This window comes from Rhizobium sp. FG96, assembly GCF_057808655.1.
The window spans coordinates 1-15,110 of sequence record NZ_JBMDIL010000025.1 but is presented as its reverse complement, the minus strand read 5'-3'; the positions used below and the strand labels follow the sequence as shown (position 1 = coordinate 15,110).

General features: G+C 61.8%; 13 protein-coding genes and 1 tRNA gene. 6 read left to right on the top strand and 8 right to left on the bottom strand.

The window, feature by feature from the left end; all coding sequences use genetic code 11:
- Nucleotides 1-169: 169 nt before the first annotated feature.
- Together ACODR6_RS31650 and uxaC are read right to left on the bottom strand one after the other, a co-directional pair.
- Nucleotides 170-1,624 carry a mannitol dehydrogenase family protein gene (locus tag ACODR6_RS31650; RefSeq protein WP_489026505.1) on the bottom strand — a complete coding sequence of 485 codons (1,455 nt, stop codon included), beginning with the start codon at nt 1,622-1,624 and terminating at the stop codon, nt 170-172.
- On the bottom strand, nt 1,621-3,036 hold the full coding sequence (gene uxaC / locus ACODR6_RS31645) for a glucuronate isomerase (protein ID WP_489026503.1): 1,416 nt from the start codon (nt 3,034-3,036) through the stop codon (nt 1,621-1,623). The genes ACODR6_RS31650 and uxaC overlap by 4 nt, the downstream gene beginning before the upstream one ends.
- Nucleotides 3,037-3,195: 159 nt before the next feature.
- On the opposite strand from uxaC, the gene ACODR6_RS31640 reads away from it, so the two are divergent.
- Nucleotides 3,196-3,405, top strand: a complete 210-nt coding sequence (locus ACODR6_RS31640; RefSeq protein WP_112714278.1) for a SlyX family protein — start codon at nt 3,196-3,198, stop codon at nt 3,403-3,405.
- 40 nt (nt 3,406-3,445) lie between these two features.
- Here the strand turns inward: ACODR6_RS31640 and ACODR6_RS31635 are convergent, their stop codons facing one another.
- Nucleotides 3,446-4,927: an NAD-dependent succinate-semialdehyde dehydrogenase gene (locus ACODR6_RS31635; protein WP_112714276.1), complete on the bottom strand. Its 1,482-nt coding sequence runs from the start codon at nt 4,925-4,927 to the stop codon at nt 3,446-3,448.
- Between the two features lie 22 nt (nt 4,928-4,949).
- Entirely contained in the window at nt 4,950-6,230 is a 1,281-nt protein-coding gene (locus ACODR6_RS31630) for a 4-aminobutyrate--2-oxoglutarate transaminase (RefSeq protein ID WP_489026500.1), read from the bottom strand.
- A 204-nt stretch (nt 6,231-6,434) separates the two neighbouring features.
- On the opposite strand from ACODR6_RS31630, the gene ACODR6_RS31625 reads away from it, so the two are divergent.
- The 3 genes from ACODR6_RS31625 (at nt 6,435) to ACODR6_RS31615 (ending at nt 9,682) form a co-directional block, all read left to right on the top strand.
- Nucleotides 6,435-7,244 (top strand): MerR family transcriptional regulator, encoded by an 810-nt coding sequence (locus ACODR6_RS31625; RefSeq protein ID WP_489026498.1) that lies wholly within the window; start codon nt 6,435-6,437, stop codon nt 7,242-7,244.
- An 81-nt stretch (nt 7,245-7,325) separates the two neighbouring features.
- Nucleotides 7,326-7,952, top strand: coding sequence for a ribonuclease D (locus ACODR6_RS31620; protein ID WP_112714270.1), 627 nt, complete (start codon nt 7,326-7,328; stop codon nt 7,950-7,952).
- A 230-nt stretch (nt 7,953-8,182) separates the two neighbouring features.
- Nucleotides 8,183-9,682: a hypothetical protein gene (locus ACODR6_RS31615; protein ID WP_489026494.1), complete on the top strand. Its 1,500-nt coding sequence runs from the start codon at nt 8,183-8,185 to the stop codon at nt 9,680-9,682.
- A gap of 78 nt (nt 9,683-9,760) precedes the next feature.
- On the opposite strand, the gene rpsA is transcribed toward ACODR6_RS31615, so the two are convergent.
- The 3 genes from rpsA to ACODR6_RS31600 form a co-directional block, all read right to left on the bottom strand.
- Nucleotides 9,761-11,461: a 30S ribosomal protein S1 gene (gene rpsA / locus ACODR6_RS31610; protein ID WP_112714266.1), complete on the bottom strand. Its 1,701-nt coding sequence runs from the start codon at nt 11,459-11,461 to the stop codon at nt 9,761-9,763.
- A 175-nt stretch (nt 11,462-11,636) separates the two neighbouring features.
- Entirely contained in the window at nt 11,637-12,281 is a 645-nt protein-coding gene (gene cmk / locus ACODR6_RS31605) for a (d)CMP kinase (RefSeq protein ID WP_489026492.1), read from the bottom strand.
- On the bottom strand, nt 12,278-12,922 hold the full coding sequence (locus ACODR6_RS31600; protein WP_489026490.1) for an FMN-binding negative transcriptional regulator: 645 nt from the start codon (nt 12,920-12,922) through the stop codon (nt 12,278-12,280). The genes cmk and ACODR6_RS31600 overlap by 4 nt, the downstream gene beginning before the upstream one ends.
- Before the next feature lie 219 nt (nt 12,923-13,141).
- Here ACODR6_RS31600 and ACODR6_RS31595 point away from each other — a divergent pair, with 219 nt between their 5' ends.
- Nucleotides 13,142-13,531 carry a TIGR02300 family protein gene (locus ACODR6_RS31595; protein WP_112714260.1) on the top strand — a complete coding sequence of 130 codons (390 nt, stop codon included), beginning with the start codon at nt 13,142-13,144 and terminating at the stop codon, nt 13,529-13,531.
- 149 nt (nt 13,532-13,680) lie between these two features.
- Nucleotides 13,681-13,756 (top strand) — tRNA-Ala (locus tag ACODR6_RS31590).
- Between the two features lie 233 nt (nt 13,757-13,989).
- On the opposite strand, the gene ACODR6_RS31585 is transcribed toward ACODR6_RS31590, so the two are convergent.
- Complete coding sequence (locus tag ACODR6_RS31585; RefSeq protein ID WP_489026489.1) at nt 13,990-14,832, bottom strand: ParB N-terminal domain-containing protein; 843 nt, start codon at nt 14,830-14,832, stop codon at nt 13,990-13,992.
- Between the last annotated feature and the right edge of the window lie 278 nt (nt 14,833-15,110).

Here is a 15,110-nt window from a genome sequence, read left to right as displayed (position 1 = left end):
ACAGGAATCCAGCCACCGCGCGTCTGCGCGGTGAATGAATCTGTCAGCTAGAGGAAGGGTCTTCCCGGCCCAAAGACTTGGGCCGGCTGGATCCCTGTGACATCCCGTGGGCGCAGCCCTAAGGGCGGCGGGTGGGGCAGTTTTGCGACTGCCGACCCGCTGGCGGGGCTCAGAATAACGGCAACTTGTTATCCTGGATCAGAATATCCAGCTTGTTTGCCACATCTTCAGTCCAGACCACATTGTCAGTCAGCGCCTTCGGGAACAGTCCCGGCAGCGTGAACAGCGCCGCTGAAACCGCGCCGCCATTGCGCGGCACATCGGCGAGCAGCGTGGCAATCTCTTCCGCGCGGGGGTCGCGCAGTTCGTAGGCTTTGCCGTTTCGATCAACGCCGATGGCATAGCGCATCCAGGCGGCGACGGCGATGGCATAGGTCTCGGCCTGGCTGCCGCGGGCGAGTGCTTCCGTTGCCGGTTCGAGCAGGCGCTGCGGCAGTTTCTGCGTGCCGTCCATGGCGATCTGGTAAGTGCGGTGAGCGATCGCCTTGTTTGCAAAGCGGGCTATCAACTCGTCCGCATAGTGCTCGAGATTGATGCCGGGAACCGGATCGAGCGTCTTGGCCGCAGCATTCATCTGCCGCCGTGCCAGAGCCGCCAACCCCTCGTCGTCCATGACGTCGCGGATGTATTCATAGCCGCCTATGTAGCCGAGGTAGGCGAGCAGCGAATGCGCGCCGTTCAGCATGCGCAGCTTCATCTTTTCGTAAGCCGAGACTTCATCGACCATCAGCACACCGGCCTTGTCCCAGTCCGGGCGGCCATTGGCGAAATGATCTTCGATCACCCATTGCGTAAAGGGTTCGGTCTCGATCGCGGCAAGGTCCTGCCGTCCGGTCAGGCGCTCGGCATCGGCGTAGGTCGCGTCGGTGCTGGCCGGTGTGATGCGGTCGACCATGGTCGACGGGAACGGCACGTTGGTCTCGATCCAGGCGCGAAGCTCCGGATCGATACGGCCCGCGAAATCGAGAACGAGACGCTTCAGCACCGCGCCGTTGCTCGGAAGGTTGTCGCAGCTGAGCGGCGTGAAGGGCGCAACACCCTTTGCCCGGCGCCGCGCAAGACCTTCGACCAGATAACCGACGACGCCGCGCGGTGCGTGGCGGTTGGCAAGATCGGCGGCCACATCCGGATGCGTCAGGTCGAGGCCGCCGGTGCGCACATCGAGGCCATAGGCCTTCTCGGTTACCGTCAGGCTGACGATGCGGATCGCCGGATCTTCGAGCCGCGACAGCAGCAGCACCGGATCGCGCGGCGCCACATGCGCCTTCAGGATCGGGCCGATGACCTCGGCCGTCGTGCCCGACGTGTCGCGGATCAGCACCGTGTAGAGGCCGTTCTGGGCGTTAAGATTGTCGGCAACGTCAGGGGTGCGCAGGCTCGCGACCTCGATACCCCAGTCGCCGCCGGTGGCGGCGAGTGCTGCATCGGTGAAGGGCGCGAAATGGGCGCGGAAGAATGCGCCCGGGCCGAGATGCAGAATGCCGGCCTTCAGCTTGCTGCGGTCATAGCCGGGAAGCTTTGCCGTCGGCGCCAGGCCGTTCAGGTCCTTCAGTCGATCGCTCACAGCTTGTAGGCCTTCTTCGCGTTGTCATAGGAGAGCTCGCGCACGACGATCTCGGCGTCCTTCTTGCCGATCCGGTGCTCGGCCGTCAGCTGTGCCAGGAAGCCGCAGGCCTCGCGGCGCCAGACGTCGTGGCGGGCGGGGATCGAGAGCAGGGCGCGCGTATCGTCGTTGAAGCCGGCGAGATTGGCAAAGCCGGCGGTCTCGACGACCTGGTCGAGATAGCGGCGGATGCCGTTCGGGCTGTCGTGGAACCACCAGGGCGGGCCGATCATCAGGCATTCCCAATGGCCGGCCATCGGCGCCAGCTCGCGGGCATAGGTCGTCTCGTCGAGCGTGAAGAGCAGGACGCGAAGGCCCGGCGCATGGCCGTATTTCGAAAGCAGCGCGCTGAGGCCACCGACCCAGTCGGTGCGGGTCGGGATATCGGCGCCCATGTTCGGACCGCGCGTGGCGAAAAGACCGGAATCGGTGTTGCGGCGCGATCCGGCGTGGATCTGCATCACCATGCCGTCTTCGGCCGAAAGCCCCGCCATCTCGGTCATCATCTGGCCGCGGAACAGCTCGGCATCGGCGGCAGAGAGCGGTCCCTTGAGCGCCTTGTCGAGCAGCGCCTGGCGCTCGCTGGCGGAGAGATCGGCGGTGAAGGCGGTCGGTACGCCGTGGTCGGTCGCGGTGGCGCCGAACTGGCGGAAATAGGCGCGGCGCTTGCGATGCGCGTCGATCATCCCGTCCCATTTGGTGACGTCGCAACCGGTGATCTCGCCGAGCTTGACGAGATTGTCGCGGAAGCCGACAGCATCCGGATCGGTCACGCTGTCAGGGCGGTATGTCGTGCGGACCTTACCGATCCAGCCGTCCTTCTGCATTTTCTGGTGATGCACGAGCGGGTCGAGCGCGCCTTCCGTCGTGGCGATCGTCTCGATGCCGAAGTGCTGGTGCAGGGCGCGTGGGCGGAACTCGGGCTTGGCGAGCTGCTCGTTGATATGGTCGTATAGCGTGTCCGCATTTTGAGGCGTCAGCGGCTCGGTACAGCCGAGCACGGCCGACATTGCGTGGTCGACCCAGAGGCTGGAAGGTGTGCCGCGGAAGAGGTGGTACTTCGCGGCGAAGGCGCGCCAGATGTCGCGGCCCTTGGAGACCGGCTTGCCGTCGAGCCGGGGAACGCCGAGCTCGTCGAGCTTCGTGCCGGTGCTGTGCAGCATGCGGAAGAGATAATGGTCGGGAATGACGAGCAGCGAGGCGGCATCCTCGAAGGGCTTGTCCTCGGCGAACCAGGATGGCTCGGTATGCCCGTGCGGGCTGACGATCGGCAGCGCGCGGACCGTCTCATAGAGATCGCGCGCGATCGTCCGCGTTGCGGGATCGGCTGGAAAAAGCCGGTCCGGATGAAGAAAGCCGTTTCCTACGTCCATCAGATTTCCTCCCTGTTGGCGTAGGGCCTACTCCACCTCAAGGGACACGGCAAGGCCTATCGGTAACCAAACGGTTCACTTTAGAATACGCTATAAGAGGCCCATTGACGCAGCCGTCGCTTTGCGTTTTGGAAGGGCAGCAAACGGCAGGAGAAAGCCATGGCCGAGGATATCAGCCGCATCACAGCGCTCGAAGAAATGGTGGCGCATCAGGCAAAGACGATCGACGAGCTTTCCGACCAGCTTGCCGAGCAGTGGAAGGTCGTGGAGCAGACGCGGGCCAAGCTCGATCGGCTGACGGAGCGCTTCCTGTCGCTCGAAGAGCAATCGCTGGAAGCGCCGGCGGTTACCAGGCCGCCGCATTACTGAGCGGAAATGAAAAAGGGCGCCCGGAGGCGCCCTTTCGATGTTAGAGATTGCCGATGCAGAGATATTTCATCTCAAGATAATCGTCGGCGCCGTGGCGCGAGCCTTCGCGGCCGAGGCCGGACTGCTTGATGCCGCCGAAGGGGGCGGTCTCAGTCGACATCAGGCCGGTATTGATGCCGACCATGCCATATTCGAGCGCTTCGGCCACCTTCCAGACCTTCTTCAGATCGCCGGCGAAGAAATAGGCGGCGAGGCCGAATTCGGTGTCGTTGGCCTGCTGGATCACTTCCTCGACCGTGTCGAAGCGGAAGAGGGGGGCAACCGGGCCGAAGGTCTCTTCCTTGGCCACCTTCATGCCCTTGGCGACGCCCGTCAGAACCGTCGGCGTGAAGAAGGTGCCGGCACCTTCGATGCGCTTTCCGCCGGTCAGAACCTTGGCGCCCTTCGAGAGCGCGTCGCTGACATGGTCTTCGACCTTGGCGAGACCCTGTTCGTCGATCAGCGGACCGATCGTCACACCTGCGGTGAAACCGTCGCCGACCGACATGGCTTCCACCTTGGCAGCCAGCTTGGCGGCAAAGGCGTCATAGACGCCCGACTGGACGTAGAGACGGTTGGCGCAGACGCAGGTCTGGCCGGCATTGCGGTACTTGGAGGCGATCGCCCCTTCGACGGCCGCATCGAGATCGGCATCGTCGAAAACGATGAACGGCGCGTTGCCGCCGAGTTCGAGGCTCACCTTCTTGATCTGGTCGGAGCACTGGCGCATCAGGATGCGGCCGACTTCCGTCGAGCCGGTGAAGCTGATCTTGCGCACCTTGTCGTTGCCGCAGAGTTCCTTGCCGATCGCCGGGCCATCTTCGCCGACGATGACGTTGAAGACGCCGGCGGGAACACCGGCCTGCTCGGCGAGAACCGCAAGCGCGATCGCCGAAAGCGGCGTCTGCTCGGCGGGCTTGGAAACGACGGTGCAGCCGACCGCGAGCGCCGGAGCGATCTTGCGGGTGATCATTGCCGCCGGGAAATTCCAGGGGGTGATCGTCCCGACGACGCCGACCGGCTGCCTGATCACCAGCATGCGTTTGTCATTTGACGGTGCCGGAATGGTCTCGCCGTAGATGCGCTTGGCTTCTTCCGCATACCATTCGATATAGGCGGCGGCGTAGAGGATTTCGCCGCGTGCCTCCGCGAACGGCTTGCCCATTTCGGCCGTCAGGATGGCGGCCAGCTCGTCGGCATTGGCGACCATCAGGTCGAACCACTTGCGCAGGATGGCGCTGCGGTCCTTGGCAGGCTTTGCCGCCCAGGCGGGCTGGGCTGCATAGGCCGCGTCGATCGCCTTGCGGGTGTCGGCAGCGCCCATATCCGGCAGCGAGGCCAGCACTTCGCCGGTCGCCGGGTTCAGCACGTCGAAGGTCTTGGTCGCATCGCCCTTCGTCCATTCACCGTTGATATAGCCGGTGTCGCGCAGGAACTGCGAGGAAAAGGGGACGTGTTTCGTCAGTGCAGTCGTGAATGCCATGTCATTTACTCCGAAGGGACGGTTACTTGCCCGCGCGTGCTTCAAGAATGGAGGCTTCGAGGATATCGAGCGCTTCGCCGAAGATATTGTCCTGAATGGTGATCGGGGCAAGGAAGCGAATGACGTTTCCGTGCACGCCGCAGGTCAAAAGGATGAGACCTTTCGCCAGCGCGATCAGGCGCACCTTGTTGGCGAATTCGGCGCTCGGCAGCTTGGTTGTCTTGTCGTTGAACTCGACGGCGTTCATGAAGCCCGGGCCGCGGATATCGACGATCTCGGGCGCCCTGTCGCGCAGCGATTCCAGGCGCTGCTTCAGGCGGCCGCCGAGCTGGTTGGCGCGGTTGCAGAGGTCCTCGTCCTTGATGACATCGAGAACGGCATGTGCCGCAGCGATGCCGAGCGGATTGCCGCCATAGGTGCCGCCGAGGCCGCCGGGGCCGGGCGCATCCATGATCTCGGCGCGGCCGGTGACGGCGGCAAGCGGGAAGCCGCCGGCAAGGCTCTTCGCCATGGTCGTCAGGTCGGGAGCGACCTCATGGTGATCCATCGCAAACATCTTGCCGGTGCGGGCAAAGCCGGTCTGCACTTCGTCGGCAATCAGCAGGATCCCGTGCTGGTCGCAGAGTTCTCGCAGCGCCTTCATGAAGGCAGCGGGTGCCGGATAGAAGCCACCTTCGCCCTGAACCGGCTCGATGATGATCGCCGCAACCCGCTGCGGATCGACATCGGCGGCAAACAGCTTCTTCAGCGCTGCGAGCGACTGCTCGGCGGTGACGCCATGCAGCTCGACCGGGAAGGGAACGTGGAAGACGTCGCCCGGCATGGCGCCGAAGCCGACCTTGTAAGGCACGACCTTGCCGGTCAGTGCCATGCCCATGAAGGTGCGGCCATGGAAGCCGCCGCCAAAGGCGATGACGGCCGAGCGGCCGGTCGCAGCGCGGGCGATCTTCACGGCATTTTCGACAGCTTCCGCACCCGTCGTCACGAAGATCGTCTTCTTGGCGAAATTGCCCGGCGCGATCTCGTTCAGGCGTTCGGCGAGATGCACATAGGTTTCGTAGGGAACGACCTGGTGGCAGGTGTGGGTGAAGTGATCGAGCTGATCCTTGACGGCGGCAATGACGCGCGGATGGCGGTGGCCGGTGTTGAGAACGGCGATGCCGGCGGCAAAATCGATGTAGCGGCGGCCCTCCTTGTCCCAGATCTCGGCATTCTCTGCGCGATCGGCGTAGATTTGCGTGGTCATGCCGACGCCGCGGGAAATTGCGGCATTCTTCCGGTCCGTAAGAGTGGTTGCGGTCATCGATGCGCTCCTGCGCTCAAAAGGGTTTGTGAATTATCTTGTATAATTTCTGCAAGATATGTAGAAAAGTCCTACATTTTTCCTGCAAGAAATCAAGCGGCATTTTCTGCTTCAAACATCACGCCTTTTGATGGATGCTCGGGACAAGAGATTCTGTCGCGGCAGGATGCATAAAGCACCACGGAATCAGGGATTTATTGGCGAATGAACAATAACGGGCCGGTGCGCTACAAGGTCGCCGAGGCAGCGCGGCTGGCAGGCATCTCTGCGTCCACGGTCCGCCTCTGGGAGAGCCAGGGCTTGCTGGTGCCAGATCGTTCGGAGACCGGCCACCGGCAATATAGCGCCGATGACGTCGCGCGGCTGAAGAAGATCTCCTGGTACCGCGTCGAGCGTGGTCTCAACCCTGCAGCCATTCGCGAAGCGCTGGAAAACGAAGAGCCGTCCGCCGATACCGGGGAAAGCGCCAGCGCGTCGGATATCGGCCGCCGGCTGCGCAGCCTGCGGCACGCCGCCGGCAAGACGCTCGATCAGGTCGCCGGCGATATGGGCATCACCTCGTCGACGCTTTCGACGCTGGAGCGCACCTCGCAGGGCGTCAGCTTCAAGACACTGCATGACCTCGCCGAATATTACGGCACCACGGTCTCGCGCCTGTCAGGCGAGGAAGTCGATGATGCGACCGCCGTCGTCCGCTCCGGCGAGTGGCGGACTTGGCCGGAGACCACGCCCGGCGTCACCGTGCAGCTTCTCGCCGAGGGGCGACGGATGATGGATTGCCACCGCTTCGTGCTGGCGCCCGGCGCCACCAGCGAAGGCGCCTACCGGCATGAGGGCGAGGAGTTCATGCATGTGCTCTCCGGTCGCCTCGAGCTGGTGCTCGATTCCGACCAGTTCTTCGATCTCGGGCCGGGGGACTCGCTTTATTTCGAGAGCCGCCGTTATCATTCCTGGCGCAACCAGCATGATGGCGAGACGGTGCTGCTCTGGATCAATACGCCGCCGACCTTCTAGGGGCCGGAGGCGAATGCCGGTATCGCCGCCGCCGCCTTTGCGCTATAGCGCCGGAAGAAACACGCGAGGTAAGAGACAGCCATGGCCGCCACCATCCGTTATCATGAAGGCGACATCTCCGCGGCGGATGCCGCCCGCTATAAAGGCGCAATCGCGATCGATACCGAGACGCTGGGCCTCGTGCCGCGCCGCGACCGCCTCTGCGTTGTGCAGCTTTCGCCGGGCGACGGTACGGCCGATGTCATCCGCATCGCTTCCGGCCAGAAGGAAGCGCCGAACCTGACGATGATGCTCGCCGATCCGGCGCGCCAGAAGATCTTCCACTATGGCCGCTTCGATATCGCCGTGCTGTTCCACACTTTCGGCGTCACCACGACCCCGGTCTTCTGCACCAAGATCGCCTCGCGCCTCTGCCGCACCTATACGGATCGTCATGGCCTGAAGGATAATCTGAAGGAAATGCTCGAGGTCGATATCTCCAAGGCGCAGCAGTCGTCGGATTGGGCGGCGGCCACGCTGTCGCAGGCGCAGCTCGAATATGCGGCCTCCGACGTGCTCTATCTCCATGCCCTGCGCGACAAGCTGACCGAGCGGCTGCTACGCGACGGCCGATTCGATCATGCCACCGCATGCTTCGAATTCCTGCCGACCCGCGCCAAGCTCGATCTTCTCGGCTGGGAAGAGGCTGACATTTTCGCTCATAGTTGAGCAAAATTGCATATTTACGCCGGAACGGCCGGGCAGGATTTCGCATCCCGCCCGGCCGTTAGTTTTTCATTAACGGCCAATCGGTAGAATCATCATCAATTTTTAAGCATTCGGCGGCGCGATGACGCGCCAAGCGGGCGGGAGGAGCCGCGCGGGAATGCGAAGGGCCGGATGAGCACGGTCTTCCTGTCCTCTGCTTCGATTGTCACTTGCGAAAGTAGGAGCATGCCATGTTGACTCCGGTTCGTGCAGCGTCAAATACGAGTCTCTCTTCCAACGGCCAGTCTGTCGCGATCGTCGCGAGCGGTCTTGCCCGGTCCATCGTTGCCCCGGCCCCGGTTCAGGCCGTCGAAGGCTCCGATCTGAATTCGGCAATCGCCGGCAAACTCAACCTGCTTCTGGCCGCCGCGCGCGAACGGATGTTCGATGCGCTTCTGGATGCGATCAATGCCGCATCCGAAGCCCTGCCGCTGCCGCGTCAGGACGGCGAGACCAATCTCGCCTTCGCCGCCCGCCTCGCGGATACGATCCAGAAGCTTCCGGCCGCCCGCATCAACGAGATCGAAACGCAGCTCGCTGCCGACGGCCACACGCTGCCGCTGCGGCTGATCGCCGAGGCGCTGAAGAACCCGGCCGGTCCGGAAGCCGCGCGCGTCGTCGCTTATCTCGAAACCATCCGCTACAAGGATCGCGATCTTGCCGCTCGCGCGGTCGTGCGCTCCTATCGCCAGAACGATGCGTCGCCACTGCGCCCCGAGCAGCGGCCGGATATCGTTCTGCAGGAAGACAGCATCCTGCCGCAGCCGAAGGGCGATACCGTCCCGGCTCGCGAGACGCAGGCCCAGGCACCTGCCCGGCAGACGGCTGAACCGGCCGCCCAACTGCCGCTCGCAGCCCTCTCCTCTTTGCCCGTCGAGACGATCGAGGAGATCGCCGCCGAGCCGGAAATGGCGGGCGAGATGCTGCAGGTCGAAACCGCGGATGAGGTAATAGAAGCTAAGGAGCCTGCTGCCGAAGAACCGCAGCAGCTTGCCGAAGCCGAAACACATCAAACTGCGCCGATGGTCGTGAAGGATCGCGCTGAGCCTGTGATCCCGAAGATCTGGCCCGCCGTCCTGGCATCGATCACCGAGGAAGCCTCAGAGCTCCTGGTCGCCATCATCGGCGAGCAGGAAGTGGCGACGCTGCTCGATGCGCTGGCCGCTGAAACCGACGATCCCGAAGCCATGCCCGAGCAGGCAATCAGCGACGAGATGAAAGAGGCGGTGGATGGTCCGGAACAGGCCGCCACGCAGAAGCAGACACAGCCAGCAGATGCCGCTGCGGCACGCGCTGTCGCCGCCGACGCTGCCCAGATCGCCCGCCAGCAGAAGGAAATTGCCGCGCAGCCGCAGGTACTTCCCTCCGATCTCACCGAGATGGCGCAAAAATCTGGTCTCCTGCGTCCAGCCGATGGCGTCGGCTACATGGCGACGCCCTATCATTTCGCCAAGGATGGCGCCGAGCGCCGCGATCCGCAGATGCATCGCAGTGATTATGAGGGCGGTGCCGGCGACGATGAGCAGGAAGCCCAGTCGGGTGAAGAACAGCAGTCCGCCGGCCAGCAGGAACAACAGCGTCCGCAGGGCAGGGTGCCCGCCGATCTGCCCGAGATCGAGGCGCGCCCGGAAGAGCCGCGCGTCGCCGATCCGGTCTTCGCGCTCTACCAGCGCATGGTCGGCTGGGAATAGCGGCGTTTCAAAAAATCAGGACAAAGAAAAACCCGCCGGATCGATCCGGCGGGTTCTTCATTTCAAAGCTTGTAGCGATTACTCGCCGCGGTTTTTCAGAGCCGCGCCAAGGATGTCGCCGAGCGAAGCGCCGGAGTCGGACGAACCGAACTGAGCGACGGCTTCCTTCTCTTCCGCGATTTCCAGAGCCTTGATGGACAGCATGATCTTGCGGTCCTTCTTGGAGAAGTTGGTGACGCGGGCGTCAACAACCTGGCCAACCGAGAAGCGTTCCGGACGCTGGTCGTCGCGGTCGCGTGCGAGATCTGCACGGCGGATGAACGAGGTGATGTCTTCGTGCTCGACGAGCTTCACTTCGATGCCGCCATCGTTGACTGCGGTGATTTCGCAGGAAACGACTGCATTCTTGCGCAGGTCGCCAGAGGCAGCGGCGTCGCCAACTGCATCCTTGCCGAGCTGCTTGATGCCGAGCGAGATGCGCTCCTTTTCGACGTCAACATCGAGAACGACAGCCTTGACGACGTCGCCCTTGTTGAACTCTTCGATGACCTGTTCGCCCGGACGGTTCCAGTCGAGATCAGAAAGGTGCACCATACCGTCAACGTCGCCGTCGAGGCCGATGAACAGGCCGAATTCGGTCTTGTTCTTGACTTCGCCTTCGACTTCAGTGCCAGCCGGATGGTTGCGGGCGAATGCTGCCCACGGGTTTTCCAGCGTCTGCTTGAGGCCGAGCGAGATACGGCGCTTGGACGGATCGACTTCGAGAACGACGACTTCGACTTCCTGGCTCGTGGACAGGATCTTGCCGGGGTGTACGTTCTTCTTGGTCCAGGACATTTCCGAGATGTGGATCAGGCCTTCGATGCCCGGCTCCAGCTCGACGAACGCACCGTAGTCGGTGATGTTCGTGACGGTACCGGAAATCTTCTTGCCTTCCGGATACTTGGCCTGGATGCCATCCCACGGGTCCGACTCGAGCTGCTTCATGCCGAGCGAGATGCGGTGGGTTTCCTGGTTGATGCGGATGATCTGAACCTTGACCTGTTGGCCGATGTTCAGGATCTCCGACGGATGGTTGACGCGGCGCCATGCCATGTCGGTGACGTGCAGCAGGCCGTCGATGCCGCCGAGGTCAACGAACGCACCGTAATCGGTGATGTTCTTGACGACGCCGTCAACAACCTGGCCTTCTTCGAGGTTCTGAACGATTTCAGAGCGCTGCTCGGCACGGGATTCTTCCAGAACCGTACGGCGCGAAACCACGATGTTGCCGCGGCGCTTGTCCATCTTGAGGATTTCGAAGGGCTGCGGGTTGTGCATCAGCGGAGAAACGTCGCGGATCGGGCGGATGTCGACCTGCGAACGCGGCAGGAAGGCGATCGCGCCGTCGAGGTCGACCGTGAAGCCGCCCTTGACCTGGTTGAAGATCACGCCTTCGACGCGCTCACCAGCTTCGAACTTGGCTTCGAGCTTGATCCAGCTTTCTTCGCGGCGAGCCTTCTCGCGCGACAGAACAGCTTCGCCAAGTGCATTTTCGATGCGCTCGACGTAAACTTCGACTTCGTCGCCGACCTTCAGCGAACCGTCCTTGGCGCGGGCGCCGAATTCCTTGAGCGCGATGCGGCCTTCGACCTTCAGGCCGACGTCAACAACGGCGACATCCTTTTCGATGGCCGTGACGATGCCCTTGGTGACATAGCCTTCAGCCAGATCGTTCTTGGCAAAGGATTCTTCGAGAAGGGCCGCGAAATCCTCGCGAGAGGGAGTAGCTACTGACATAAAATCTCCTGCGTGGCCTTCGATAGCTTCAAGGCTCACGTATGCGCCGGTTGGTTCGTGTTGAACAGGCCTGAACCCAGTCCGCTTCCTCGAAGGAAGCAATCCGGCGCTTGGACGGAATTTCAGGCTTTAAAAAGCGTCCCGCCGCGCAAGGCGCCAACGGATCGCTCGAATTTCAGTTATTTCGGCTCAAGGCCGCATCGATGATCGATTTTGCGGCTTGAAACGCGGCCTCTATACTCATTTCCGACGTATCAAGCAAGTGCGCGTCTTCTGCTGGTTTCAAAGGGCTGTCGGCCCTTCCCATGTCCCGTTCGTCGCGCCGCTTCACATCCTCGAAAATCGCCTCGAAATCGGCAGCGGTTCCCTTGGCGGTGATTTCGTCGTAACGGCGCCTTGCGCGCACCTGCGCAGAAGCGGTCACATAGAGCTTCACCGGAGCGTCCGGGCAGACGACGGTGCCGATGTCGCGGCCGTCGAGCACGGTTCCCGGCGCTTTCTGCGCAAACCGCTGCTGCGCTTCGACCAGCGCGCGGCGAACTGCGGGCATTACGGCAATCTTCGAGGCAGCTTCGCCGATCTCGTGTTTCGACAGGATATCGCGATCGAGGCCGCCGAGTTCAACCTCGCGGGCGATCTTTTCTGCCACCGCCTCGTCATCGAGCGCTAGGCCGGCATCGAGAAGCGCCTTGGCGGTCGCCCGGTAGGTCAGCCCGGTATCGAGATGGTGAAAGCCGTATTCCTCGGCAATCCGGCGTGAAAGCGTGCCCTTGCCCGCCGCAGCCGGCCCGTCGATGGCAATCGTGAATGTCGTCTTCAATGGTTTCCTTCCAGCCCGCCATAGCGTTTGACGAGCTCGATCATGTCGTGTTGGCCGCCGGCCGTGTCCAGTCCGGCAGCGACGCCTTCACGGTCGGCAACGGGACGGTTCTGGCTTACCTTCCACTTGCCTTCAAGCGCCGTGATCTCGATTTCGATGCCGATGATGCCCTTCATCTGCGCCCGGATGAAATCGTCCGGCGCATCGGCAACGGCCCACGGCTTCTCGCGACTTGCCTCATGCTGGCCCGTGAGTGCGTTGATCTGCGACAGCAGCCAGCCGGCATCGTCGATGACGCGGGCCGTGCCGCGCGCCTGGACGATCGCGTAGTTCCAGGTCGGAACGACCTTGCCGGTCTCCTGCTTGGTCTTGTACCAGGACGGTGTCACATAGGAGTTGGCGCCCTGGAAAACGGCGAGAATGTCAGCGCCGTCAGCGATGTCGCGCCACTGCGCATTCGCTTTCGCCAGGTGCAGCCGCAGCGTTCCCTTCTGCGATGCTTCGGCATCGATATGAAACGGGACAGGATTGGCGATCAGCCCGCTTGCCCCGGCAGTGATCAGCAGACCCAGCGGATGGGCGCGGATCAGTGCCTGCTGCGTTGCAAGGTCCTCTTCGCGGAAATGGGGCGGCTGATACATGGTTTTCTCGCCGTTTTTGTCGTTTCGGCGTTTCCTAACACACTGCCGCCAGCCGGTCATCCCGTCATCACGGCCACGCCATGCGCCAGCCGCGAAGTTTCGCTTTGACATAATTGGCCGCAACGATTAAGGGGACCGGCTTATATAAATTCCGAATAGAACGCCGGTTTACACGGCATTTGCCGAATCTAGCATTCGGCCATTCTCACGAGGCTTATAGTGGCGAAAGCGGAACTTGGAACCAAGCGTACCGATCCGGAAACCGGCAAGAAGTTCTACGACCTGAACCGGGACCCGATCGTTTCTCCTTACACCGGCAAATCCTATCCCCTGTCCTTCTTCCAGGAAACCTCGGCCGCTGCTGCTGCCGAGCTGAACGACGAGGACGAAGTTCAGGAAGTCGATACCGAGAACACCGAAGTCGAACTCGTTTCGCTTGAAGATGCCGATGAGGGCGCAAGCGGCGACGACATTCCTGATATGGGCGACGACGACGTCGAAATCGAAGGCGATGACGACGACGATACCTTCCTCGAAGCCGACGAAGACGATGAAGATGACGACATGAGCGACATCATCGGCGTCACCGGCGACGAAGACGAAGTCTGATCGCATAATCCACGGCCCGGACAACAAAAATTCTCCGGGCCGTTTTTTTGGCTTGCCATCTGCGAAAACCGCAAGTAATAAGCCGCCACTCCACCGGGTTAACCCGCTTCGGAGTATCCCAGGACCGGAAAATACCGGACCACCCTGATGGGGCTATAGCTCAGCTGGGAGAGCGCTTGCATGGCATGCAAGAGGTCAGCGGTTCGATCCCGCTTAGCTCCACCAAATTTCCCATACGTACAGATTTGATAGGCTTATCAAACCCTTACGGGGAATTTTCCGATTTATCTCAGACCAATTCAGACCAACCTTTCAGACCAATTTTCAGTGATCGCTGATATTCTGTTATCTGCGTGAGGCTATACCCTCGGTGGTGCCTGTGGATAACCATTCGGCGTCACCGGCAGGGAACCAGCAGGGGGTGCAATTGCACCTCCCTACTTGTTGCACCCTTGGCATCAGAAGTTGACATCATCCATGTCGTCGCCTGAGCAATCGGCATCGTCGGTAAGGGTGTCCCCGAACCATTCGTCCCGCTCCTCATTCTCTCCAAAGAAGTAGTCTGCCAAGTCCTTGAAGCGTTTGTCGCCAATGGCCTCAAGGATTGCGGTATCGACCGCCCAACCATCCCGTAAGATCGCCTTCTCTGGCCTCTTACGTCTGTCGATGACATCGCGGATTTCAGAGACTAGGATTGCAATCTCCCGCTCCCTTCGAGCGTCGGTCATTTCCGAACCATCGCGATCTTCTGAATGACCAGAGCGGTCCCGCCCCCATTCTCCTGTAGGCTCCTGCCCCGCTTTGACCATCTCGGTCCATCGGCTGCGCATATAGTTGACTGTACGGGCCGACACGCTGGCCAAGCCGACAATCTCCTTGCGGGTATAGGGTGGCTGGACTGGCTCCCTTACCAGCCTCCATGCGGCGTCCGTCCTCTCTGTCTGGCTGAGGGGAAGGACATGCTTTGCATTAGCTCCCAGAGCCGCCAGCAACGCCGTCCGACGATCACAATGAAGTATGATGGCAGGGACGCCCTTCTTCCATCCCACGGCCTTGTATGCCGCTAGACGATGCTCGCCATCGATGAGGACGAGAGCAGCATTCCAGTCTTCGCTGTCGCGCCATAGAAGGACCGGATCAAGCGCCTTGCCGGTCTTCCTTAAATGGCCCGCAAGGTCAGCCTTATGGTACTTGTCGAGCTTGCCCCAGCGGAACTTGAAGTGATCCGTCTGGTTGATCCGCTCGATGGCGACCGTGGCTCTCTTGCGAAGGGTGGCGGGGTTTCCCGCGTCCCCGCTCATATTGCGACTTCCATTTCTGAGATCGTCGCTATCTGGCCGTCACACCTCTTGGCCGACCCACGCCGACTTCTGAGATTGCTGGCTCTAAGGTCGAGCCTATCCCCATTTGCATAGCGGACGATCTTCCCTCGTCCCGCGTCGGTGATCAGTCTTGCGACCTGAACCAAAGTGGGCTTGCCGGTAGCGCTCGCTAGGCTCCAGCATCGGACATAGGAGTTACCGTGTGGAGTGCTCCCCGTTTCACCGGACAGGTCGGCTAGATTGATTTAGCCCTGATG

Bases quoted from the DNA above. Each gene is read 5' to 3' on its own strand.
- uxaC (WP_489026503.1), bottom strand. From the start codon at position 3,036: ATGGACGTAGGAAACGGCTTTCTTCATCCGGACCGGCTTTTTCCAGCC.
- ACODR6_RS31640 (WP_112714278.1), top strand. From the start codon at position 3,196: ATGGCCGAGGATATCAGCCGCATCACAGCGCTCGAAGAAATGGTGGCG.
- ACODR6_RS31635 (WP_112714276.1), bottom strand. From the start codon at position 4,927: ATGGCATTCACGACTGCACTGACGAAACACGTCCCCTTTTCCTCGCAG.
- ACODR6_RS31630 (WP_489026500.1), bottom strand. From the start codon at position 6,230: ATGACCGCAACCACTCTTACGGACCGGAAGAATGCCGCAATTTCCCGC.
- ACODR6_RS31625 (WP_489026498.1), top strand. From the start codon at position 6,435: ATGAACAATAACGGGCCGGTGCGCTACAAGGTCGCCGAGGCAGCGCGG.
- ACODR6_RS31620 (WP_112714270.1), top strand. From the start codon at position 7,326: ATGGCCGCCACCATCCGTTATCATGAAGGCGACATCTCCGCGGCGGAT.
- ACODR6_RS31615 (WP_489026494.1), top strand. From the start codon at position 8,183: ATGTTGACTCCGGTTCGTGCAGCGTCAAATACGAGTCTCTCTTCCAAC.
- rpsA (WP_112714266.1), bottom strand. From the start codon at position 11,461: ATGTCAGTAGCTACTCCCTCTCGCGAGGATTTCGCGGCCCTTCTCGAA.
- ACODR6_RS31600 (WP_489026490.1), bottom strand. From the start codon at position 12,922: ATGTATCAGCCGCCCCATTTCCGCGAAGAGGACCTTGCAACGCAGCAG.
- ACODR6_RS31585 (WP_489026489.1), bottom strand. From the start codon at position 14,832: ATGAGCGGGGACGCGGGAAACCCCGCCACCCTTCGCAAGAGAGCCACG.